The organism is Bacillus sp. AM1(2019) (genome assembly GCF_009906915.1).
GTDB classification, from domain to species: domain Bacteria; phylum Bacillota; class Bacilli; order Bacillales; family Bacillaceae; genus Bacillus; species Bacillus velezensis.
This window is the reverse complement of the sequence record NZ_CP047644.1, coordinates 1,984,993-2,008,988: the sequence shown is the minus strand read 5'-3', so window position 1 is coordinate 2,008,988 and position 23,996 is coordinate 1,984,993. Positions and strand designations below refer to the sequence as shown.

The 23,996-nt window shown below is 47.3% G+C and carries 12 protein-coding genes; all 12 read left to right on the top strand.

The features are described 5' to 3' along the window. Positions 1-123 precede the first annotated feature (123 nt). Entirely contained in the window at positions 124-891 is a 768-nt protein-coding gene (locus GNE05_RS09710) for a 6-carboxyhexanoate--CoA ligase (protein ID WP_160182708.1), read from the top strand. After that, positions 891-2,237, top strand: coding sequence for an adenosylmethionine--8-amino-7-oxononanoate transaminase (gene bioA, locus GNE05_RS09705; RefSeq protein WP_098081458.1), 1,347 nt, complete (start codon positions 891-893; stop codon positions 2,235-2,237). The genes GNE05_RS09710 and bioA overlap by 1 nt, the downstream gene beginning before the upstream one ends. Then, positions 2,227-3,387 carry an 8-amino-7-oxononanoate synthase gene (gene bioF, locus GNE05_RS09700; RefSeq protein WP_160182707.1) on the top strand — a complete coding sequence of 387 codons (1,161 nt, stop codon included), beginning with the start codon at positions 2,227-2,229 and terminating at the stop codon, positions 3,385-3,387. The genes bioA and bioF overlap by 11 nt, the downstream gene beginning before the upstream one ends. Continuing rightward, positions 3,384-4,085: a dethiobiotin synthase gene (gene bioD, locus GNE05_RS09695; protein ID WP_160182706.1), complete on the top strand. Its 702-nt coding sequence runs from the start codon at positions 3,384-3,386 to the stop codon at positions 4,083-4,085. The genes bioF and bioD overlap by 4 nt, the downstream gene beginning before the upstream one ends. Positions 4,086-4,087: 2 nt before the next feature. Next, positions 4,088-5,107: a biotin synthase BioB gene (bioB, locus tag GNE05_RS09690; protein WP_160182705.1), complete on the top strand. Its 1,020-nt coding sequence runs from the start codon at positions 4,088-4,090 to the stop codon at positions 5,105-5,107. Between the two features lies 1 nt (position 5,108). Then, complete coding sequence (locus GNE05_RS09685; RefSeq protein WP_160182704.1) at positions 5,109-6,305, top strand: cytochrome P450; 1,197 nt, start codon at positions 5,109-5,111, stop codon at positions 6,303-6,305. A 303-nt stretch (positions 6,306-6,608) separates the two neighbouring features. Next, positions 6,609-8,045, top strand: coding sequence for a GntP family permease (locus GNE05_RS09680; protein ID WP_160182703.1), 1,437 nt, complete (start codon positions 6,609-6,611; stop codon positions 8,043-8,045). 24 nt (positions 8,046-8,069) lie between these two features. Continuing rightward, positions 8,070-8,771, top strand: coding sequence for a CoA transferase subunit A (locus GNE05_RS09675; RefSeq protein WP_007410135.1), 702 nt, complete (start codon positions 8,070-8,072; stop codon positions 8,769-8,771). 17 nt (positions 8,772-8,788) lie between these two features. After that, positions 8,789-9,451, top strand: a complete 663-nt coding sequence (locus GNE05_RS09670) for a CoA transferase subunit B (protein ID WP_160182702.1) — start codon at positions 8,789-8,791, stop codon at positions 9,449-9,451. A 12-nt stretch (positions 9,452-9,463) separates the two neighbouring features. Continuing rightward, positions 9,464-10,249, top strand: a complete 786-nt coding sequence (locus GNE05_RS09665) for a 3-hydroxybutyrate dehydrogenase (protein ID WP_060561612.1) — start codon at positions 9,464-9,466, stop codon at positions 10,247-10,249. Between the two features lie 559 nt (positions 10,250-10,808). Next, complete coding sequence (gene bamD, locus GNE05_RS09660) at positions 10,809-12,011, top strand: bacillomycin D biosynthesis malonyl-CoA transacylase BamD (RefSeq protein ID WP_060561613.1); 1,203 nt, start codon at positions 10,809-10,811, stop codon at positions 12,009-12,011. A gap of 19 nt (positions 12,012-12,030) precedes the next feature. After that, a complete protein-coding gene (gene bamA / locus GNE05_RS09655) occupies positions 12,031-23,979 on the top strand; it encodes a bacillomycin D hybrid PKS/NRPS BamA (protein WP_160182701.1) in 11,949 nt (3,982 codons plus the stop codon). Positions 23,980-23,996 lie beyond the last annotated feature (17 nt).

The window sequence follows — 23,996 nt, the reverse complement described above, 5'->3', positions numbered from 1 at the left end:
TTAACATTTTGATAGTTTAGGTTGACATATTCCGTGAAGGGCACTAATATTCTGTATAAGTGTTAACCTTAAATTAATTTTGGTTAACATTAATTTTCAAAGTAAGAGAAAGGAGGGGAATATATGCGGGAAGAAACCTATTACAGCGTCAGAATGAGAGCTTCCCGAAACGCCCCCCATGAGCAGGGCGGAAAACACATTTCCGGCGGAGAACGGCTCATCACTTACAGCGGTTTACAGGAAGCGGTAGATGGCTTATTACATAAAGGCTTCTCGCACTCAAGAGGGATACCTGATTTTATGCAGATTCAGCTTGAAAGCATTAATGAACCGATCGAAACGATCCGCCCTTTGCCGGTTGCTTTCCATCAAACAGACACGCCGGAAAAAGGACAAGCGATCGCCCGCAAGCTTCTGCAAAAGGCGGGAATTCCCCCGCACATGATAGAGAAAGCGTACGAAAACATTGCGGAATATGCAGACGCAAGAGGAGCGGTCCTGTTTGATATCCGGGCAGGAAAACGCATTGACGGCAGAGGAAATAGAGGTGTGCGGGTATCCCGAGTGGATTGGCCGTCACATGATTTTCAAAAATGGGCTTTTACTCACAACATGCCGGAAAATTCACGAATAAAAGAAGCACATGCCATCGCGGCAAAAGTTTGCGCATATCCGGGGATTATTGCTGAATTGTGCTGGTCGGATGATCCTGATTACATAACAGGCTACGTTGCCGCAAAGAAGCTGGGATATCAGCGGATTGCCAAGATGAAAAATGCCGGAGATGAAAGCGGCTGCCGGATTTTCTTTACAGATGGCTCCATAGATACAGAGAGCTGTATCCATTTTTTGGAGAAGCAGCCTGTATTCATTCAGCGGGAGGAGAAATGATGAAACAATCAATGATTGAAAAAAGCAAACAGCATCTTTGGCTGCCTTTCACACAAATGAAAGATTACGATGAAGATCCGTTAATCATTGAAAGCGGAAACGGGATCATGCTGAAAGACATCAGCGGCAAAGAATATTATGACGGCTTTTCTTCAGTATGGCTCAATGTACACGGCCACCGCAAAAAAGAAATGGATGAAGCGATTCAAAAACAGCTTGAAAAAATCGCTCATTCGACTTTGCTGGGTATGACGAACGTTCCCGCAACAGAACTTGCCGAGATGCTGACAGGCATCACACCGGAAAAGCTGACACGCGTTTTTTACTCCGACAGCGGAGCGGAAGCAATGGAAATCGCTCTGAAAATGGCCTTTCAATACTGGAAAAACATAGGGAGACCCGAGAAACAGACGTTTATTTCTATGCAGAACGGCTATCACGGCGATACGATCGGAGCCGTCAGCGTCGGCTCCATTGAACTCTTCCACCATGTGTACGGCCCGCTGATGTTTGAAAGCTACAAAGCCCCGATTCCGTATGTATACAGATCTGAAAGCGGTGACCCCGTACAGTGCCGGGATGAATGCCTTCACGCGCTCGAACAGCTGCTTGCAAAGCATCACGAAGAGATTGCCGCACTTACGATCGAATCGATGGTGCAAGGCGCATCCGGGATGATCGTCATGCCTGAAGGCTTTCTGGCAGGCGTACGAAAGCTGTGTACGACATATGATGTGTTAATGATCGTTGACGAAGTGGCGACGGGGTTCGGCCGTACCGGAAAAATGTTTGCCTGTGAGCATGAAAATATCCAGCCGGACTTGATGGCGGCAGGGAAAGGCATTACGGGAGGCTATTTGCCGATCGCTGTGACGTTTGCCACAGAAGCCATTTATGAAGCCTTCTACGATGACTACGACAAAATGAAAACATTTTTCCACGGCCATTCCTATACAGGAAATCAGCTTGGCTGTGCCGCGGCAATTGAAAATCTGCGTTTATTCGAATCAGAGCGCATCGTTGAACAAGTCGCCGAAAAATCAAAAACGGCAGCGGAATTGCTTCATGATCTGAAGCAGCTTCCTCATGTCGGCGATGTCCGCCAGCTCGGTTTCATGTGCGGCATAGAGCTTGTGCAGGATAAGGGAACAAGACAGCCTTATCCGCCTGAAAAGCGGATGGGATACAAGGTGTCCTTGAAAATGAGAGAGCTTGGTATGCTGACACGGCCGCTCGGAGACGTCATCGCCTTTCTGCCGCCGCTTGCCAGCACAACCGATCAGTTACAAGCCATGATCTCCATTATGAAAGAAGCGATAGCCGAGGTGACCGGCCGTGGATTTTGACGGATGGCTCCTCGGAAGGCTCGATGCGGTGAAAAGAGACGGGCTGTATCGGACGCTGCGAACACAGGAAGCCGCTCTCAAAACCAAAGGGCAAAAGCGGCAGACCTGGGCGTCCAATGACTATTTAGGCCTGTCAAAAGATGAGCGGCTGATCACAGCCGCGCAAACGGCGCTGAGCCGGTTCGGAGCGGGAAGCGGCGGCTCACGGTTAACGACAGGAAATACTGTGTGGCACGAAAAACTTGAACACACAATCGCGGATTTTAAACAGACGGAAGCGGCTTTATTGTTTTCAAGCGGTTACTTGGCAAATATCGGCGTGCTTGCCTCACTGCCTCAACAAGGCGATGTCATTTTAAGCGATCAACTGAACCATGCGAGCATTGTTGACGGCTGCCGTTTATCAAAAGCGGAAACCATCGTGTACCGCCATATTGATATGGCTGATCTTGAGAAAAAACTTGCCTCCGTCCAGGCTCGGAACCGCCGCTTCATCGTCACAGACGGCGTCTTCAGCATGGACGGCACCATCGCGCCTCTTGACCGCATAATGGCGCTTGCAAAGCAGTACCAGGCATTTGTGATAGCAGATGACGCGCATGCAACCGGTGTACTCGGGGAAAACGGCGGGGGAACCAGTGACTATTTCGGTGTTTGTCCTGATGTTGTCATCGGCACATTAAGCAAAGCTGTAGGAACGGAAGGCGGTTTTGCCGCGGGATCAAACATTTTCATTGATTTTTTGCTGAATCAGGCGCGGACGTTTATTTTTCAGACGGCCCTCCCGCCGTCAATTTGTGCGGCTTCGCATACGGCATTTGACATCATATCAGATATGCACGATACGCGCCGTGAGCTGCAGTCGTCTGTCAAAATGATAAAAACGCGTCTGGCCGATATGGGCTTTACCGTAAGAGGCGGAGATACACCGATTATCCCCGTTATCATCGGTGATGCAAAAACAGCGGTTTCAGCCGCTGCACTGCTGGAGAAAAAGGGAATCTGCGCCCCGGCCATCCGCCCGCCCGCCGTTCCGGAAGGCGAAAGCAGAATCAGGCTGACCGTTACGGCGGATCGCAGCTTACAGGATATAGACGAGCTGACAGAAGCATTTGATTCCATTAGAAAAGAGCTGAATATAAACAAATGAGAAGTTTTTTTGTCACAGGAACAGATACCGGCGTCGGAAAAACCATCGTTTCTTGCGGACTTGCCGCGGCATTCCGGCAGAAACAGGCGGATATCGGAGTGTTTAAGCCGTTTTTAAGCGGTGTGCCGCGAACTCATCCGGAAAGTGACACCTCGCTGTTGAAAAACATGTCACAAACCGCACTGTCTCATGAAGAAATCACGCCATTTGAATGGAAAGAGCCGCTTGCGCCGTACACGGCCGCCTTGCTTGAGGGGGAATCCGTGAGCATGGATGAAGTCATGGCCCACTGGAGTAAGATCAAAAATCGTCATGAGTGTTTCATCGTCGAGGGGGCAGGCGGCATTTCCGTTCCGCTTGGTGAAAATTACTTAGTCAGTGATTTGATAAAAGCCTTGGAATTACCGGCAGTGATTGTCGCCAGGCCTGATCTCGGAACCATCAACCACACATATTTAACCGTTGAATATGCGAAAAACATGGGAATAGAGGTTCTCGGTATTATTATCAACGGCGTAAAGAGCAGGCCGGGGCTGGACGAAAAGACAAACCCGAGCATGATTGAAACATTATGCAAAGTTCCGATTTTGGGAATCACACCGAAGCTGGATCACGTTTCATCGGAAAACATTCAACACATGATTGAGAAACATATAGATGTTTCCTCTTTCATGAATCTGACACAAATGGGGAGATAAACATGAATCAATGGATGGATCTTGCAGAGAGAGTGCTGGACGGGGCGGAAGTAACGAATCAAGAAGCGCTGGCCATTTTAAATTGTCCTGATGAGGATCTTTTATTGCTGATGCATGCCGCTTTTCATATCAGAAAACGATTTTACGGAAAAAAAGTAAAGCTGAATATGATTTTGAATGCAAAATCAGGCCTGTGTCCGGAAAATTGCGGGTACTGTTCACAATCTTCAATATCAAAAGCGCCGATTGAGTCTTACCGGATGGTGGATAAGCATATATTGCTTAAAGGGGCAAAACGCGCCCACGACCTGAATATAGGGACATACTGTATCGTCGCCAGCGGGCGGGGACCGTCGAACAGAGAAGTAGATCAAGTTGTTGATGCTGTCAAAGAAATTAAAGAAACGTACGGTTTAAAAATCTGCGCATGCCTCGGTCTGCTGAAGCCGGAACAGGCAGAGCGGCTGAAACAGGCAGGAGTAGACCGGTACAATCATAACATCAATACATCACAAAGGAATCACTCAAACATTACGACCTCCCACACGTATGACGACAGGGTCAATACAGTGGAAACGGCGAAACAATCGGGGATGTCACCTTGTTCTGGTGTCATCGTCGGCATGAAAGAGACGAAACAGGACGTCATTGATATGGCGAACAGCTTAAAAGCGCTTGACGCCGACAGCATCCCGGTTAATTTTCTGCATGCGATTGACGGAACTCCGTTAGAAGGGGTAAGCGAATTACATCCGGTGTATTGCCTGAAAGTGCTCGCCTTGTTCCGTTTTATCAATCCGTCAAAAGAAATCCGTATCTCAGGAGGCCGGGAAGTCAACCTTCGTTCGCTGCAGCCGCTGGGACTTTACGCCGCAAATTCGATTTTCGTCGGAGATTACTTAACGACAGCAGGGCAGCAAGAAACAGAGGATCATCAAATGCTCCATGATTTAGGTTTTGAAGTCGAATCCGTTGAAGAAATGAAAGCCGGCCTGCAATCCGCCTGCAATACGGAGGTATAAGATGACGGCGGACCTATCGATTGCACATCCGTCTCTCCATGCGGATTCGGATTTTTGGAATGACCCTTACCCGTTTTATGACAAACTGCGATCCATTGATCCTGTTTATAAAGGAACCGTATTAAAATATCCGGGCTGGTATGTCACCGGGTACAAAGAAGCGGCAGCGATTCTGAAAGACATTCGGTTTAAAAACCGCATCCCTCTTCCGGAAGCTTCAACGAAATATCAAAATCTATCGCATATCCAGCACGATATGCTGTTATTTAAAAATCAATCAGACCATAAGCGGATGCGGATGCTTATCGGTAAAGAATTTACCGCAAAGACGGCGGAATCTCTTCGCCCTTGTATAAAAGAAACGGTTCATGACTTGTTGGATCAAGTCCAAATCAAAAAAACCGCGGACCTTGTTTCAGAGTTTGCCTTTCCATTGGCAAGCCTTATCATTGCGGAGATACTCGGAGTGCCGAAAGAGGAGAGATATCAATTCAGACAATGGACGGCAGACGTCATTCAGGCCATTGATCTTACCCGATCAAGAAAGACGTTAGTCAGAGCAAGCGACACCGCAGGCAGGCTCACGTCATATTTCAGAGATTTGATTCACAAGCGGAAAGCTCACCCTCAGCAAGACTTGATCAGCAGGTTTATTATGGAGGAACAGCTTTCAAAAGAGGAAGTGCTCGCGACATGTATCTTACTTGTCATAGCCGGACACGAGACGACGGTAAACCTCATGAGCAACGGTGTGTTTACTTTATTGAAACACCCTGAACAGCTTAGCGCACTGAGAGAAAACCCCTCGCTTATTGAAACTGCAGTTGAGGAATGTCTGCGCTACGACAGCCCCGCGCAGCTGACGGCACGCACCGCCTCAGAAGACTGCGAAATAAATGGGAAGGCCATCAAAAAAGGAGAGCAGGTATATATCCTTTTAGGGGCAGCCAATCGCGATCCAAGCATATTCGATCAACCTCACAAAATGGATATCCAAAGAAAACCGAACCCGCATCTTGCATTCGGAAAGAACGCCCATTTTTGCATAGGCTCCTCATTAGCGCGCATCGAAGCACAAATTGCAATTCTCACACTGTTTGAGCGGATGCCTAAGCTTCGGCTGGCCGCACACCGCCTTGAATACCGCAAGCTCATTGGTTTTAGGTCGCTCAAAGAGCTTCCGGTTGTCATTGGCTGAATGACCATGCAGGAGGGCCGGATTTTATCGGTTCCTCTTGCAGGAAATAAATGAAAGAAAAAAGAATACATATTTATAAAGCAAAAATCCTCTCTGATCCATCTCACTATCCCTAAAAAAACTCACTGCTCAGCCAATCAATCTAATACAGCAAGGGTCTCCCTTTCTTTCGCCAAAACGGAACATTCACCATGATGCACATTTTTTCAGCCTCAGAAACTGTGCAAAACCGGCATGTTTTTTGCTTTATTTTCTCGATTTTTGTAAGCGCTTACTAATATTGAGCAGAAAAGAGGGGGATTTGTGGACATTGTTATTATTTTATTGGCATTAGGCATGCTGATGTTTGCGGCTTACCGGGGCTTTTCAGTCATTTTATTCGCCCCGATTTGCGCGCTGTTTGCCGTGCTCCTGACAGATCCAAGCTTCGTACTTCCTTTCTTCTCGAATATATTTATGGAGAAGATGGTAGGATTTATTAAGCTGTATTTTCCCGTATTTCTTTTAGGGGCCGTTTTTGGCAAGGTTGTTGAAATATCCGGGCTCGCCGAGTCGATTGCAAAAACAATCGTCAAGCTTGTGGGAGCAAAAAGAGCCATTCTCGCCATCGTCTTAATGGGTGCGATTTTAACGTACAGCGGCGTCAGTCTCTTCGTAGCGGTGTTTGCCATTTATCCGTTTGCTAAAAACCTATTTATTAAAGCTGATATTCCCAAGCGTCTGATACCCGGTACGATTGCATTGGGCGCCTTTACATTTACAATGGATGCGCTTCCCGGCACACCGCAAATTCAAAATGTCATTCCGACCGCTTTTTTTAAAACAAACATTTATGCCGCTCCCTGGCTCGGACTGATTGGTGCAGCATTTGTGCTTACGGCCGGAATGATTTATTTAGAATCCCGGCGCAAAAAAGCGGCCAATGCCGGAGAAGGCTATGCTGGATTTCAATCTGAAGTTTCCGCTGCAGAGGAATCCTCAAGTCTGGCTAATGAAACACATACGCCTGTTTTACCGCAACCCAGCCCCGCGCGGCAAGTGCTCGCCTTTGTTCCGCTTATCCTTGTGGGAGTCATGAACAAATGCTTCACGATGTGGCTCCCGCATTGGTACCCTGGCGGATTTGATTTTGCGCCGCTCGGCTTAGAAGCGTTCGGGAAGATTGACCTTTCCTCCGTCACTGCGATCTGGTCAGTAGAACTCGCACTGTTCATCGGAATCATGGCCACGATTTTGTTCGATTGGAAAAAAGTCCTCTTCAATTTGAAAGAAGGACTGAATGAGGGTATCGGGGGTGCCTTGCTGGCGTCGATGAATACAGGAGCCGAATACGGATTTGGCGGCATCATTGCGGCGCTTCCCGGCTTTAAAATGGTCAGCAGCGGCATATCGCAGACGTTTACTGATCCGCTCGTCAACGGAGCGGTGACGACCACTGCGCTTGCCGGGATTACAGGATCGGCATCAGGAGGAATGGGCATCGCTTTAAGCACGATGTCAGCAGCGTATACAGAAGCAATCAATACATTCCACATCCCGCCGGAGGTCATGCACCGGGTGATCTCGATGGCCTCCGGCGGGATGGACACTCTTCCTCATAATGGCGCCGTCATTACGCTGCTCGCGGTCACCGGGTTGACCCACCGCCAATCCTACAGGGATATCTTTGCCATTACCGTCATTAAAACAGCCGCTGTGTTTGTCATCATCGCCATTTACAGTCTGACGGGCCTTGTGTAGCCAAAACAGAAAGGGGAAACGAATATGGGAAAAGGAAAAGTGATGGACTCTTATCAAGATGCTGCTGCACTGATCAAGGACGGAGACACCCTCATCGCAGGAGGCTTCGGCCTGTGCGGCATTCCGGAACAATTAATTCTCGCGATCAGGGACAGCGGCGTAAAAAACTTGACCGTTGTCAGTAATAACTGCGGTGTTGATGATTGGGGGTTAGGCCTCTTGCTTGCAAACCGGCAGATCAAAAAAATGGTCGCATCCTATGTGGGAGAAAACAAAACCTTTGAACGGCAGTTTTTAAGCGGGGAGCTGGAAGTCGAATTGGTGCCCCAAGGAACGCTCGCAGAAAGAATTCGCGCGGGAGGGGCGGGCATTCCGGCGTTTTACACACCTGCGGGCGTCGGAACATCAGTAGCCGAGGGAAAAGAACATAAGACATTTGACGGACGCACCTATCTTCTGGAGAAAGGGATTACAGGGAACGCCGCCATCGTAAAGGCCTGGAAAGCCGATCCTCTGGGCAACCTGATGTTCAGAAAGACGGCGAGAAATTTCAATCCGCTCGCTGCAATGGCAGGCAAAGTGACGATTGCAGAGGCTGAAGAAATCGTCGATGCCGGAGAGCTTGATCCGGATCAAATTCATACGCCGGGTATTTTTGTGCAGCACGTGCTGCTCGGCGGGATTCATGAAAAACGGATTGAACGCCGCACCGTCCGGCAAGCATGATAAAGGAGGCTGACAGAATGAGAGATAGCAGAAAACGAATGATCAAACGGGCTGTAAAGGAAATTAAGGACGGAATGAATGTGAACTTGGGGATAGGGATGCCGACGCTTGTAGCCAATGAGATACCGAATGATTATAACGTCCTGCTTCAGTCTGAAAACGGCTTGCTCGGGATCGGGCCTTATCCGGCGGAAGGAACGGAGGACCCCGATCTGATCAACGCGGGAAAAGAAACCATCACCGAAGTAAAGGGAGCCTCGTATTTTGACAGTGCCGAATCCTTTGCCATGATTCGCGGCGGCCACATTGATGTAGCGATCCTCGGCGGGATGGAAGTGTCCGAACGGGGAGATTTGGCGAACTGGATGATCCCAGGAAAAATGATCAAAGGAATGGGCGGCGCCATGGACTTGGTCCACGGAGCAAAACGGATTATTGTCATTATGGAGCACGTGAATAAATATGGGGAATCTAAAGTGAGAACAGAATGTACGCTGCCTTTTACCGGCAGGCAGGTGGTCGATCGGCTGATCACAGATTTGGCTGTATTCGATTTTCATGATGGCCGTATGACGCTCACCGAACTGCAGGAAGGTGTAACAATAGAGGAGGTCTTTGAGAAAACAGAAGGTCATTTTACTGTCAGCCAGTCGTTAAAAAACGGGGTCAGACCAAAATGAGGAGGTGCCGTCATGCATTCATTGCTTATTGAAAAAACAGCCGTTGTAACAGGAGCAGCCGGAGGAATCGGGCTTGAAATCGCAAAAGAATTCGCCCGTGAAGGAGCAGCCGTCATCATCTCTGATATAAACGAACAAGCGGGGAAAGAAGCGGCGGCAAGACTGAAAGATGAAGGCTGTGAAGCAGTCAGCATCACATGCGATGTAACAAATGAAAAGCAAGTGGCCGACATGCTGCAGACGGTCGAGAAACAATTCGGACGTCTCGATATCCTTGTGAATAATGCCGGCATTCAGCATGTCGCGCCCATCGAGGAATTTCCCACCGAACAGTTTGAACGGCTCATTCGTCTCATGCTGACTGCGCCATTTATCGCAATGAAGCATGCATTTCCCATTATGAAAAAACAGCAATTCGGTCGAATCATTAATATGGCGTCTGTTAACGGACTGATCGGTTTTCACGGGAAAGCGGCATATAACAGCGCCAAGCACGGCGTCATCGGTTTAACGAAAGTCGGCGCACTTGAAGGCGCGGCTGACGGCATCACCGTCAATGCGCTTTGTCCGGGATATGTGGACACTCAGCTTGTCCGCAATCAGTTAAAGGACATTTCCGCAACAAGGAATGTACCGTACGAACGGGTGCTTGAGGACGTCATCTTTCCGCTCGTCCCCCAAAAACGGCTGCTGTCAGTGAAGGAAATCGCTGATTACGCCGTATTTTTGGCCAGCGACAAAGCAAAAGGGGTCACAGGTCAGGCCGTAGTTATGGATGGCGGGTATACCGCTCAATAGTTCTTATACTTTTTAAAAAAACAGCCGCTCTGAACGGCTGTTTTTTTATGCCTGAAAACCTTGCTCACTCAATAGGCCGATTTACTGCGTCAATCGGTATCCGGGCAGGGTCATTCGCATGTTCTGCGGCGTATTTCGTCCTTGCGGATGTTCCCCATCCAGATCCATCTCTTGCACCACATTTATAATTAAGCGCAATCAGTTTACAATCCTTCACAGATATACAAATGATTTTTTACAATAAACAGAAAATATGTAATTTCTGACACAATAATGCCAATAGCCCTAAAACATATGAAACATGAAGAGCGCGTCCGAAGTGAAGAAGAGCCGGTAACAGGCTCCACCCCGGCTTTCATCATCTCTCTTTAGGACTGATTTTCGGCGAAACCCCCATGTTTTATTTTATGAATAAATATATCTAATTCGTTTGTGAAAACGAACAATAACTCCTCCGAAAGTATTCTATACACATTTGTTATAATCATGCTAGGATGTTAGATAAAGGGATATTTTGTAGGATATTGTATCCCCTGTTCAATATGATCGGAGGAATCTCATGAACAATCTTGCCTTTTTATTTCCTGGACAAGGGTCTCAATTTGTAGGAATGGGCAAACAATTTTGGAATGATTTTGTGCTCGCAAAGAGATTGTTTGAAGAAGCGAGCGATGCGATCTCCTTGGATGTAAAAAAACTGTGTTTTAACGGAGATATGAATGAATTGACAAAGACAATGAACGCGCAGCCCGCTATTTTAACGGTCAGTGTTATTGCTTTTCAAGTGTATATGCAGGAAATAGGGGTGAAGCCCCGCTTCCTGGCAGGCCATAGCTTAGGCGAATATTCAGCGCTTGTCTGTGCCGGTGCCCTTTCTTTTCGGGATGCCGTTACACTTGTAAGGGAGCGGGGAATTCTTATGCAAAATGCAGATCCTCAGCAGCAGGGGGCGATGGCCGCCGTGACTCACCTCTCTCTTCAAACGTTGCAAGAAATATGTTCGAAAGTGTCGACGGAAGACTTTCCGGCAGGAGTAGCCTGCATGAATTCAGAACAGCAGCATGTGATTTCCGGACACCGGCAAGCTGTGGAACGTGTCATCAAGATGGCGGAGGAAAAGGGTGCGGCATACACTTATTTGAATGTCAGTGCGCCTTTTCACAGTTCGATGATACGATCAGCCTCCGAACAATTCCAGACTGTATTACACCGGTATTCCTTCCGGGATGCCGCATGGCCGATCATTTCAAATGTCACCGCGCGCCCTTACAGCAGCGGAAATTCGATCAGCGAACATCTCAAGCAGCACATGACGTTGCCGGTTAGATGGACAGAATCGATGCATTACTTGCTTTTACATGGAGTCACAGAAGTCATCGAAATGGGTCCGAACAATGTCTTAGCCGGTCTGCTGAGAAAAACAACGAATCACATTGTACCCTATCCCTTAGGACAGACATCTGATGTTCCCCCGCTTTCCAATCCAGCGGAAAGAAAGAAACATATTGTCCATTTACGCAAAAAACAACTGAATAAATTGATGATTCAATCCGTCATTGCGCGAAATTACAACAAGGATTCAGCGGCTTATTCCACTATGACGACGCCATTATTTACGCAAATCCAAGAGCTGAAAGAGAGAATGAAAAGGCATGAAGACGTGCTTTCAGAGCAAGAACTCGAACATTCGATCCATTTATGCAAATTAATTTGTGAAGCTAAACAGCTTCCGGCTTGGGAAGAATTGCGGATTTTAAAATAAAGCGCCCAGGAGGGGACCTATGTATACCAGTCAATTCCAAACCTTAGTAGATGTCATTCGGGAAAGAAGCAGTATCTCTGATCGCGGGATCCGTTTTATCGAATCCGATAAAAACGAGACGGTTGTCTCTTACCGCCAATTGTTTGAAGAGGCGCAAGGGTATCTTGGCTATTTACAGCATCTCGGCATTAAGCCGAAGCAGGAAATTGTATTTCAAATCCAAGAAAACAAATCATTTGTCGTTGCTTTTTGGGCTTGTATATTAGGAGGAATGATTCCGGTGCCGGTCAGTATCGGAGAAGATGATGACCATAAGCTGAAGGTCTGGCGCATTTGGAATATATTAAATCATCCGTTTCTGATTGCCTCTGAAAAAGTATTGGACAAAATAAAGAAATACGCTGCAGAGCACGATTTACAGGATTTCCATCATCAATTAAACGAAAAATCTGACATCATTCAAGATCAAACCTACGATTACCCCGCTTCATTTTATGAACCTGATGCGGATGAACTCGCCTTTATCCAATTTTCTTCCGGATCGACAGGAGATCCAAAAGGAGTCATGTTAACGCATCACAACTTAATACATAACACGTGCGCCATTGGGACTGCCCTACACGTTCATTCGAAAGACTCTTTCTTATCATGGATGCCTTTAACGCATGATATGGGGCTCATCGCCTGCCACCTTGTTCCCTTCATAACCGGAATCAATCAAAATCTAATGCCTACAGAGTTATTTATTCGCAGACCTATTCTTTGGATGAAAAAAGCTCATGAACATAAAGCCAGTATTCTATCCTCTCCTAATTTCGGGTACAACTACTTCCTTAAATTTCTGAAAAACGAACCAGACTGGGATTTATCCCACATCAAGGTCATCGCAAACGGTGCAGAACCGATATTGCCGGAGCTGTGTGACGAATTTTTGAAAAGATGCGCAGCATTCAATCTGAAAAGATCCGCCATTTTGAATGTTTACGGTTTAGCGGAAGCTTCGGTTGGCGCAGCGTTCTCTAAAATAGGTAAAGAATTCGTTCCTGTTTATTTGCATCGTGACTATTTAAATCTTGGTGAAAGAGCTGTAAAAGTCAGCAAAGAGGACCAAAATTGCGCTTCATTCGTCGAGGTGGGACAACCTATTGACTATTGTCAGCTTCGGATCTCCGATGAAACAAATGAAAGAGTAGAAGACGGAATCATCGGCCATATCCACATCAAAGGAGACAATGTGACGCAAGGGTATTATAACAACCCAGAGAGTACGGAAAAAGCGCTGACTTCTGACGGCTGGGTAAAAACGGGAGACCTCGGATTCATTAGTGAAAGTGGTAACTTAGTCGTAACCGGAAGAGAAAAGGACATTATTTTCGTGAACGGAAAAAATATCTACCCGCACGATATTGAACGGGTCGCGATTGAAATGGAAGAGGTTGACTTAGGAAGGGTTGCCGCCTGCGGTGTATATGATCAAAAGACACAAAGCGGAGAAATCGTGCTCTTTGTTGTTTACAAAAAATCACCTGAAAAATTCGCACCGCTTGTCAAAGAGATAAAAAAGCATTTGTACAAGCGGGGCGGCTGGAGCATAAAAGAAGTCCTTCCGATCCGAAAACTCCCTAAAACAACCAGCGGAAAGGTTAAACGCTACGAACTTGCCAGACAGTATGAGGCAGGGAATTTTTCAACAGAGTCTGCCGCCATCAATGAATGTTTGGAGAGCAGCACGGAAACATCCGGACAGACACCCATTCATGAGATAGAAACGGAATTGCTGTCTATCTTTTCCGATGTGCTCAACGGGAAAAAGGTTCACCTCGCTGACAGTTATTTTGATATGGGAGCAAATTCATTACAATTATCGCAGATTGCCGAGCGCATAGAACAGAAATTCGGACGCGAGCTTGCCGTTTCAGATCTCTTTACGTATCCTTCTATCACTGATTTAGCGGCATATCTGTCTGAAAGCCGGGCTGAAATCAAGCAGGACGCGGCAGCGAAACCAAGCCATGTGACACCGAAAGATATCGCCATTATCGGGTTGTCGCTCAATGTCCCGGGAGCGTCAACGAAAAGTGATTTTTGGAATCTGCTTGAAAAAGGTGAGCACAGCATTCGAGAATACCCCGAATCCCGGCTGAAAGATGCGGCGGATTATTTAAAGTCCATCCAAAGCGAGTTCAATGAGAGTCAGTTTGTGAAGGGCGGCTATTTAGATGAAATCGACCGCTTTGATTATTCGTTCTTCGGTTTAGCTCCTAAAGCGGCTCAGTTTATGGACCCTAACCAAAGACTGTTTTTGCAGTCTGCATGGCATGCGATTGAAGATGCGGGCTATGCCGGCGGGAGCATGAACGGGAGCCGTGTCGGGGTATATGCGGGGTACTCGAAGGTGGGCTACGATTATGAACGTCTCCTTTCTGCGAATTATCCGGAGGAACTTCATCAATATATCGTGGGCAATCTCCCTTCCGTGCTAGCCAGTCGAATCGCTTATTTCTTAAATTTAAAAGGGCCGGCGGTCACAGTGGATACGGCATGCTCCTCATCGCTTGCTGCTGTTCATATGGCATGCAAATCTTTAATATCCGGCGATTGTGAAATGGCTCTTGCCGGAGGTATCCGAACATCGCTCTTGCCGATCTGTATCGGGCTTGATATGGAATCTTCGGACGGGTACACGAAAACGTTCAGCAAAGATTCAGACGGCACGGGCACAGGTGAAGGCGCGGCCGCAGTCCTGCTAAAACCTTTGCAGGATGCTGTTCGCGACGGAGACCATATTTACGGCGTAATCAAGGGAAGCGCGATGAATCAAGACGGAACAACCGCCGGGATTACAGCACCGAATCCGGCAGCTCAGACTGAGGTCATTGAGACGGCTTGGAAAGACGCGGGCATTGCCCCTGAAACACTGTCTTTCATCGAAGCGCATGGCACCGGGACGAAGCTCGGCGATCCGGTTGAATTTAACGGACTTTGTAAAGCGTTTGAAAAGTATACGGCAAAAAAACAATTTTGTGCGATTGGTTCTGTTAAATCGAACATCGGTCATTTGTTTGAAGCGGCAGGCATCGTCGGGCTGATCAAATCTGTCCTCATGCTGAATCACAAGAAAAATCCGCCGTTAGCGCACTTTAATGAACCTAATCCGCTCATTCATTTTCACTCTTCACCATTTTACGTAAACCAGGAAGCTGCAGCGTTCACATCCGGTGATGAGCCGCTGCGAGGCGGAATCAGCTCGTTCGGTTTTAGCGGAACGAACGCTCATGTGGTATTGGAAGAATATATTTCTCAAAGTGAGTATGCACCCGAGGATGAACATGGGCCGCACCTATTTGTTTTATCCGCTCATACTGAAAAATCACTCTATGAACTCGCACAGCAGTACCGGCAATATGTATCGGATGACAGCCAAGCTTCATTAAAGTCCATTTGCTATACAGCCAGTACGGGCAGGGCTCATCTGGATCATGGCATTGCCATGATTGTATCCGGTAAACAAGAACTATCGGATAAGCTGACCCGCCTGATTCAGGGAGACAGAAACCTTCCCGGTGTATACATCGGTTACAAGAATATGAAGGAAATGCTGCCTGCTCATAAAGAAGAGCTGAATCAACAAGCAGCCGCTCTGATTAAGCAGCGTTTACGTACGCAAGATGAACGGATCACATGGCTGCATCGCGCAGCCGAATTATTTGTGCAAGGAGCCGTTATCGATTGGCGCGCGCTTTATTCCGGTGAAACTGTACAAAAGACGCCATTGCCCCTGTATCCGTTTGAACGGAGCCGATGCTGGGCTGAAGCTGACCAATTGCGCTTAAACGAGGGCGAAAAGAAAGGAGGAGCAGCATTGAATATCAATCAATCGAAAGCGCACATTGAATCCTTCCTGAAAACTGTAATCAGCAACGCTTCAGGGATCAGAGCGGAGGAACTCGATCTGAATGCTCATTTTATCGGGCTCGGAATGGATTCTATCATGCTGTCACAGGTCAAAAAAGCCATTGCGGACGAATTTGGGGTAGACATCCCGATGGATCGTTTTTTTGATACGATGAACAACCTTCAAAGTGTCATAGATTACTTGGCTGAGACCGTTCCGTCGTCCTTTGCATCCGCTCCGCCTCAAGAAAATGTTCCGGCGCAGGAAATACAGGTCATTTCAGAAGCGCAGTCTGAATCGGATCGCAGAGAAGGTCATCAAGAGCATATGCTCGAAAAAATAATCGCTTCTCAGAATCAATTAATTCAGGATACCTTGCAAGCTCAATTAAATAGCTTTAATTTGTTGAGAAACAGCGGACATCATTCCGATGAGAAAGAATACGCTAAAGCGCAAAAGAAATCAATTCCTTCTGTCAAGCAGGGGCATCCGACCGTCAATGCAGAAAAGAAAGCGGCTCAAGAAGCGAAACCCTATGTTCCTTTCCAGCCTCAGAACCTGAATGATCAGGGACACTATACCGCACGGCAAAAACAATACTTAGAAGACTTCATCAAGAAATACGCAGATAAAACGAAAGGTTCCAAACAATATACGGACAACACCCGATTTGCTCATGCAAACAACCGCAATTTGTCCAGCTTCCGTTCGTATTGGAAGGAAATCGTATACCCGATTATCGCCGAACGTTCTGACGGTTCTAAAATGTGGGATATTGACGGAAATGAATATATCGATATCACCATGGGATTCGGGGTTAACCTTTTCGGGCATCATCCTTCCTTTATTACACAGGTTATCGATGATTCAACCCGTTCATCATTGCCTCCGCTCGGCCCGATGTCAGATGTCGCCGGTGAAGTTGCCGACCGGATCCGCACATGTACCGGAGTGGAAAGGGTCGCTTTCTATAATTCCGGAACAGAGGCCGTCATGGTTGCCCTGCGTTTGGCGCGGGCGGCAACAGGAAGAAAGAAAGTCGTGGTGTTCTCGGGATCTTATCACGGCACGTTTGACGGCGTATTAGGGGTAGCCGGCACAAAAGGCGGGGCTGCGTCTGCGAATCCGCTGGCTCCGGGCATACCGCAGAGCTTTATGGATGATTTGATTATTTTACATTACAACAATCCCGATTCGCTGGACGTGATCCGCAGTCTTGGTGATGAATTGGCAGCCGTACTGGTAGAACCGGTACAAAGCCGCAGACCGGATTTGCAGCCGCGGGCATTTTTGAAAGAATTGCGGGCGATCACGCAGCAATCAGGAACAGCTCTGATTATGGATGAAATTATTACCGGATTTCGGATCGGTCTTGGCGGCGCACAGGAATGGTTCGGCATTCAGGCTGATTTAGTGACCTACGGAAAAATCATCGGCGGCGGACAGCCGTTAGGGGTAGTTGCCGGAAAAGCTGAGTTCATGAATGCGATCGACGGGGGTACCTGGCAGTATGGGGACGATTCCTACCCGCAAGACGAGGCGAAACGCACGTTTGTGGCCGGCACCTTCAATACTCACCCGCTTACCATGAGGATGTCATTAGCCGTCCTTCGCCATTTACAAACCGAAGGAGAGCATCTGTATGAGCAGCTTAATCAAAAAACAGCCTACCTGGTCGATGAGCTGAATCGCTGCTTCGAACAAGCGCAAGTGCCTATCCGCATGGTTCGATTCGGTTCTTTATTCCGGTTTGTCTCATCGCTTGATAATGACTTGTTCTTTTACCATCTCAACTATAAAGGGGTCTATGTATGGGAGGGACGCAACTGCTTCTTGTCTGCGGCGCATACCGCGGATGATATCGAAAATATTATTCAAGCGGTGAAAGACACGGTGGAGGATCTTCGCCGAGGCGGATTTATTCCGGAAGGCCCGGATTCCCCTGATGGCGGAGGCCGTAAAAAGTCCGGGACGCGCGAGCTTTCACCTGAACAAAAGCAGTTGGTTATGGCATCCCATTACGGGAATGAAGCTTCCGCCGCTTTAAACCAGTCCATTATGCTGAAAGTGAAGGGCGAACTGCAGCATACACCATTAAAACAAGCCGTCCGGCATATCGTTGACCGTCATGAAGCTTTACGTACGGTGATTCATCCCGATGACGAGGTACAGCAAGTGCAGGAACGGATGAATATAGATATACCTGTCATTGATTTTACCGGTCTCCCGCATGAACATCGGGAGCCGGAAATCCAAAAATGGCTGACAGAAGATGCCAAGCGGCCGTTTCATTTCCATGAACAAAAGCCTTTGTTTAGAATCCATGTGCTTACATCGGCTCACAATGAACATCTGATTGTGCTCACGTTCCATCATATCATTGCCGATGGATGGTCAATCGCCGTTTTTGTTCAAGAACTGGAGAGCAGCTACGCGGCAATAGTACAAGGAATACCGATTTCACCGAAAGAGGCAGATGTTTCGTTTCGCCAATACTTAGACTGGCAGCAGGCACAGATTGACAGCGGCCATTATGAAGAAGGGGTCCGTTATTGGCGGCGTCATTTTTCTGAACCGATACAGCAGCCAATTCTGCCAAGCACAGCTTCTGTCCGTTATCCGAACCGGTATGAGGGAGACCGGTGTACCGTCAGGCTTGGACGGCCATTGAGCGAGGCTTTAAGGTCATTAAGCATTCAGATGAAAAATAGCGTATTTGTGACGATGCTGGGTGCATTTCATCTTTTTCTGCACCGGCTTACCAAACAGTCAGGCCTTGTGATCGGGATCCCCGCAGCAGGTCAATCGCATATGAAACAGCATGCTCTGATTGGAAATTGCGTCAATATGATTCCGGTGAAGAACACGTCTTCTTCAGAAAGCACTTTATCCGGTTATCTTGGCAATATGAAAGAAAGCGTGAATCTTGCAATGCGGCACCAAGCCGTCCCGATGACACTGGTGGCCAGAGAGCTTCCGCACGATCAAGTGCCGGATATGCGTATTATCTTTAATTTAGACAGACCTTTTCGAAAGCTGCATTTCGGAAAGGCGGAGGCGGAGCCCGTAGCATACCCGGTAAAATGCACCCTGTACGATTTATTTCTGAACATAACAGACGCACATCAAGAATATGTTCTTGATTTCGACTTTAATACGAACGTCATCAGTCCGGAAATCATGAAAAAGTGGGGAGCGGGTTTTACAAAATTGCTGCAAAAAATGGTTGAGGGAGATTCAATCCCTCTTGACGCCATGATGATGTTTTTCGATGAAGAACAGCATGATTTACAAGCACTTTACGCCGATCACCAGAAGCGGGTCTCTTCAATAGGAAGCAATACGGCAAATTTTACTGAAGCCTATGAGGCGCCGGTAAATGAAACGGAGCGGCAGCTGGCGCGGATTTGGGAGGAACTTTTCGGCCTTGAACGGGTTGGCAGATCAGACCGCTTCCTGGCTCTGGGAGGAAACTCACTCCAGGCGACGCTTATGCTTTCCAAAGTTCAGAAGACATTTCATCAAAAGGTTTCCATCGGACAATTTTTCAATCACCAGACTGTTAAGGAATTAGCACGTTTCATTCAGAACGAAACGAAAGTCATACACCTCCCGATGAAGACTGCTGAGAAAAAAGCGTATTACCCGACATCGCCGGCACAGCAAAGAGTATATTTCCTGCACCAGCTGGAACCGGATCAGCTGGCGCAAAATATGTTCGGCCACATATCAATAACAGGGAAGTACGATGAGCAAGCCCTGATCTCATCTCTTCAACAAGTGATGCAGCGGCACGAAGCGTTTCGCACGTATTTCGACATTATAGATGGCGATATCGTTCAGAAACTTGAAAACGAAGTTGATTTTAACGTTCATGTCCGGACAATGAGCCGGGATGAATTTGATGCCTATTCAGACCGGTTTGTAAAACCGTTCCGCCTGGACCAAGCTCCGTTAGTTCGTGCGGAGCTGATCAAGATTGAAAACGAGCAAGCCGAACTGCTCATCGATATGCATCATATCATTTCGGACGGTTATTCCGTCAACATCCTTACAAATGAATTGCTGGCTTTATATCATCAGAAACCATTACCGGACATTGAATTTGAATATAAAGATTTCGCAGAATGGCAAAACCAACGGCTGAATGACGATGCCATGAAGCGGCAGGAGACATATTGGCTGGAACAATTTCAAGACGAAATTCCCATCCTCGACCTGCCGACAGACGGTTCAATAGCGGCAGAACGGTCTTCTGAGGGACAGCGTGTGACATGCTCCTTACAGCCGGATGTCATCCGATCGCTTCAAGACTTGGCACAAAAGGCGGAAACCACTCTCTATACGGTGCTTCTGGCCGCCTATAATGTGCTGCTTCATAAATATACGGGACAAGAAGACATTGTCGTTGGCACGCCTGCTTCAGGAAGAAATCATCCGGATATCGAAAAGATCATCGGTATTTTCATACAAACCATTGGAATCCGGACGAAGCCGCACGCCAATAGAACGTTTACGGATTATCTGGAAGAAGTAAAGCGGCAGACGCTTGACGCTTTCGAAAACCAAGACTATCCATTCGACCGGCTTGTGGAGAAATTAAATGTGCAGCGGGAAACAACCGGAAAGTCTCTGTTTAACACGATGTTTGTGTTTCAAAACATTGAATTTCATGAAATCCGGCACAATGAATGTACATTTAAAGTGAAAGAACGAAATCCAGGGGTCTCTTTATATGATTTGATGCTTACGATCGAAGATGCCGGTCAACAGATAGAGATGCATTTTGATTATAAACCGGGACGATTCACAAAAGACACCATTGAACAGATCACCAGACACTATACCGCCATTTTAAACAGTCTTGTTGAGCAGCCGGAGATGACATTGTCTTCCGTTCCTATGCTGTCTGAAACCGAACGACATCAACTGCTGACGGAGTGTAATGGCACAAAGACGCCGTATCCGCATAAGGAAACGGTATATCGATGGTTTGAAATGCAGGCGGAACAGAGTCCCGATCATGAAGCTGTTATTTTTGGCAATGAGCGGTATACGTACAGACAGCTCAATGAACGGGCGAACCGATTGGCGCGGACGTTACGGACAAAAGGCGTACAAGCGGATCAATTCGTTGCCATCATCTGCCCGCATCGGATCGAGCTGATTGTCGGAATTTTGGCTGTTCTGAAAGCCGGCGGCGCATACGTGCCCATTGATCCTGAATATCCGGAAGATCGGATTCAATATATGCTGAGAGATTCAAGAGCGGAGGTTGTGTTGACACAGCGCAGCCTGCTGGATCAATTACCGTATGATGGTGATGTTGTGCTTTTGGATGAGGAAAACTCATACCATGAGGATCACTCGAATCTTGAATCGGACAGCGATGCGCATGATTTGGCCTACATGATCTATACGTCAGGTTCGACGGGAAATCCAAAAGGTGTACTCATTGAGCATCAGGGACTGGCTGATTATATTTGGTGGGCGAAAGAGGTTTATGTAAGAGGTGAGAAAACCAACTTCCCATTATACTCTTCCATCTCTTTCGATCTGACTGTGACCTCGATATTTACACCGCTGGTTACGGGAAATACCATCATTGTCTTTGACGGCGAAGACAAAAGCGCTGTGCTTTCTGAGATTATGCGGGACTCAAGAATAGACATGATCAAATTGACCCCGGCACACCTGCACGTCATCAAGGAGATGAATATCGCTGGCGGCACTGCAATACGGAAAATGATTGTCGGCGGAGAAAATTTAAGCACCCGTCTGGCCAAAAGTGTCAGCGAGCAGTTTAAAGGCCGGCTGGACATTTTCAATGAATACGGACCGACGGAAGCTGTCGTCGGATGTATGATTTATCACTTCGACGCAGAACGGGACAAGCGGGAATTTGTACCGATCGGCACTCCGGCTGCCAACACGGATATTTATGTGGCCGATGCAAGCAGAAACCTGGTTCCGTTCGGGGTAATCGGCGAAATATATATCAGCGGACCGGGTGTTGCCAGAGGGTATTGGAACCGCCCGGATTTAACGGCAGAGAAATTTGTTGAAAACCCGTATGTCCCGGGAGCGAAGATGTACAAATCAGGGGATTTGGCTAAGCGATTGAAGGACGGAAATCTTGTATATATTGGGCGCGTTGATGAACAAGTCAAAATCAGGGGCCACCGAATCGAGCTTGGTGAAATTGAAGCAGCGATGCATAACGCGGAAGCGGTGCAAAAAGCCGCGGTTACAGTGAAAGAAGAAGAAGACGGCTTAAAACAATTATGCGCGTATTACGTAAGCGACAAGCCTATAGCGGCTGCGCAGCTTAGGGAACAATTGTCATCGCAGCTTCCGGACTACATGGTTCCGTCCTATTTTGTCCATCTGGAGCATATGCCGTTAACATCTAACGGGAAAATAAACCGTAAGGCCCTGCCTGCACCAGAAGCGAGTCTGCAGCAGACAGCTGAATATGTACCGCCGGGTAATGAGACGGAGTCCAAACTGACAGATTTATGGAAGGAAGTGCTCGGAATAAGCCATGCGGGGATCAAACATAATTTCTTTGATCTCGGAGGCAACTCCATCCGAGCGGCTGCCTTAGCCGCCAGAATTCACAAAGAGCTGGATGTGAATCTGTCTCTCAAAGACATATTCAAGTTTCCTACCATTGAACAATTGGCTGACAAGGCGTTACACATGGACAAAAATCGATATGTACCGATTCCGGCTGCAAAGGAAATGCCATATTATCCGGTTTCTTCAGCTCAGAGGCGGATGTATTTGTTAAGTCACACAGAAGGCGGCGAGCTGACTTACAATATGACGGGTGCCATGAATGTGGAAGGGACGATCGATCCCGAACGGTTAAACGCCGCTTTCCGAAAATTAATCGCGCGTCATGAAGCGTTACGGACCAGCTTTGATTTATATGAAGGCGAGCCGGCACAGCGTATTCATCAGAACGTCGACTTTACGATAGAACGAATTCAAGCAAGCGAAGAAGAAGCGGAAGACCGTGTGCTTGATTTCATCAAAGCGTTTGACTTAGCCAAACCGCCGCTGATGCGGGCCGGACTGATTGAAATTGCACCTGCGCGGCACGTGCTTGTGGTTGATATGCATCATATCATTTCTGACGGCGTGTCCGTCAATATTCTGATGAAAGATTTAAGCCGAATCTACGAGGGGAACGAACCGGACCCGCTCTCTATTCAATATAAAGACTTTGCAGTTTGGCAGCAATCGGACATTCAGAAACGGAACATCAAGAGCCAGGAAGCGTATTGGCTGGATCAGTTTCACGGTGATATTCCTGTACTGGATATGCCTGCGGATTATGAGCGGCCTGCCATACGCGATTACGAAGGCGAATCATTTGAATTTCTTATACCCGAACACTTGAAACAGCGTTTAAGCCAAATGGAAGAAGACACAGGAGCAACACTGTATATGATTTTATTGGCAGCCTATACGATTCTTTTATCCAAATACAGCGGACAAGAAGATATTATCGTAGGAACGCCATCTGCCGGGCGGACTCATTTGGATGTAGAGCCGGTCGTGGGAATGTTCGTCAATACGTTAGTCATTCGCAATCACCCGGCGGGCCGTAAAACATTTGATGCCTACTTAAACGAAGTAAAAGAAAACATGCTGAACGCCTATAAAAATCAAGACTATCCATTGGAAGAATTAATTCAGCATCTGCATCTTCCAAAAGATTCAAGCCGTAATCCTTTATTCGATACGATGTTTGTGCTGCAAAATCTTGATCATGCTGAATTGACTTTCGATTCCCTTCAACTCAAGCCGTATCCATTTCATCATCCGGTTGCCAAATTCGATTTGACCTTGTCGATTCAGGCGGACCGCGACAACTATCACGGACTGTTTGAATATTCGAAAAAACTGTTTAAGAAAAGCAGAATCGAGGTTTTATCAAACGACTACTTACACATCCTATCGGCGATTTTGGAACAGCCTAGCATTCTAATCGAACATATCGGATTGAGCGGCAGCAATGAGGAAGAAGAGAACGCGCTTGATTCTATTCAATTGAACTTTTAGGGAAAAGCATTATTTCT

Excerpts from the sequence above, each read along its gene's own strand:
- bamA (WP_160182701.1), top strand. The coding sequence starts at position 12,031 with ATGTATACCAGTCAATTCCAAACCTTAGTAGATGTCATTCGGGAAAGA.
- GNE05_RS09675 (WP_007410135.1), top strand. The coding sequence starts at position 8,070 with ATGGGAAAAGGAAAAGTGATGGACTCTTATCAAGATGCTGCTGCACTG.
- GNE05_RS09685 (WP_160182704.1), top strand. The coding sequence starts at position 5,109 with ATGACGGCGGACCTATCGATTGCACATCCGTCTCTCCATGCGGATTCG.
- bioD (WP_160182706.1), top strand. The coding sequence starts at position 3,384 with ATGAGAAGTTTTTTTGTCACAGGAACAGATACCGGCGTCGGAAAAACC.
- bioB (WP_160182705.1), top strand. The coding sequence starts at position 4,088 with ATGAATCAATGGATGGATCTTGCAGAGAGAGTGCTGGACGGGGCGGAA.
- bamD (WP_060561613.1), top strand. The coding sequence starts at position 10,809 with ATGAACAATCTTGCCTTTTTATTTCCTGGACAAGGGTCTCAATTTGTA.
- GNE05_RS09665 (WP_060561612.1), top strand. The coding sequence starts at position 9,464 with ATGCATTCATTGCTTATTGAAAAAACAGCCGTTGTAACAGGAGCAGCC.
- GNE05_RS09710 (WP_160182708.1), top strand. The coding sequence starts at position 124 with ATGCGGGAAGAAACCTATTACAGCGTCAGAATGAGAGCTTCCCGAAAC.
- bioA (WP_098081458.1), top strand. The coding sequence starts at position 891 with ATGAAACAATCAATGATTGAAAAAAGCAAACAGCATCTTTGGCTGCCT.
- GNE05_RS09670 (WP_160182702.1), top strand. The coding sequence starts at position 8,789 with ATGAGAGATAGCAGAAAACGAATGATCAAACGGGCTGTAAAGGAAATT.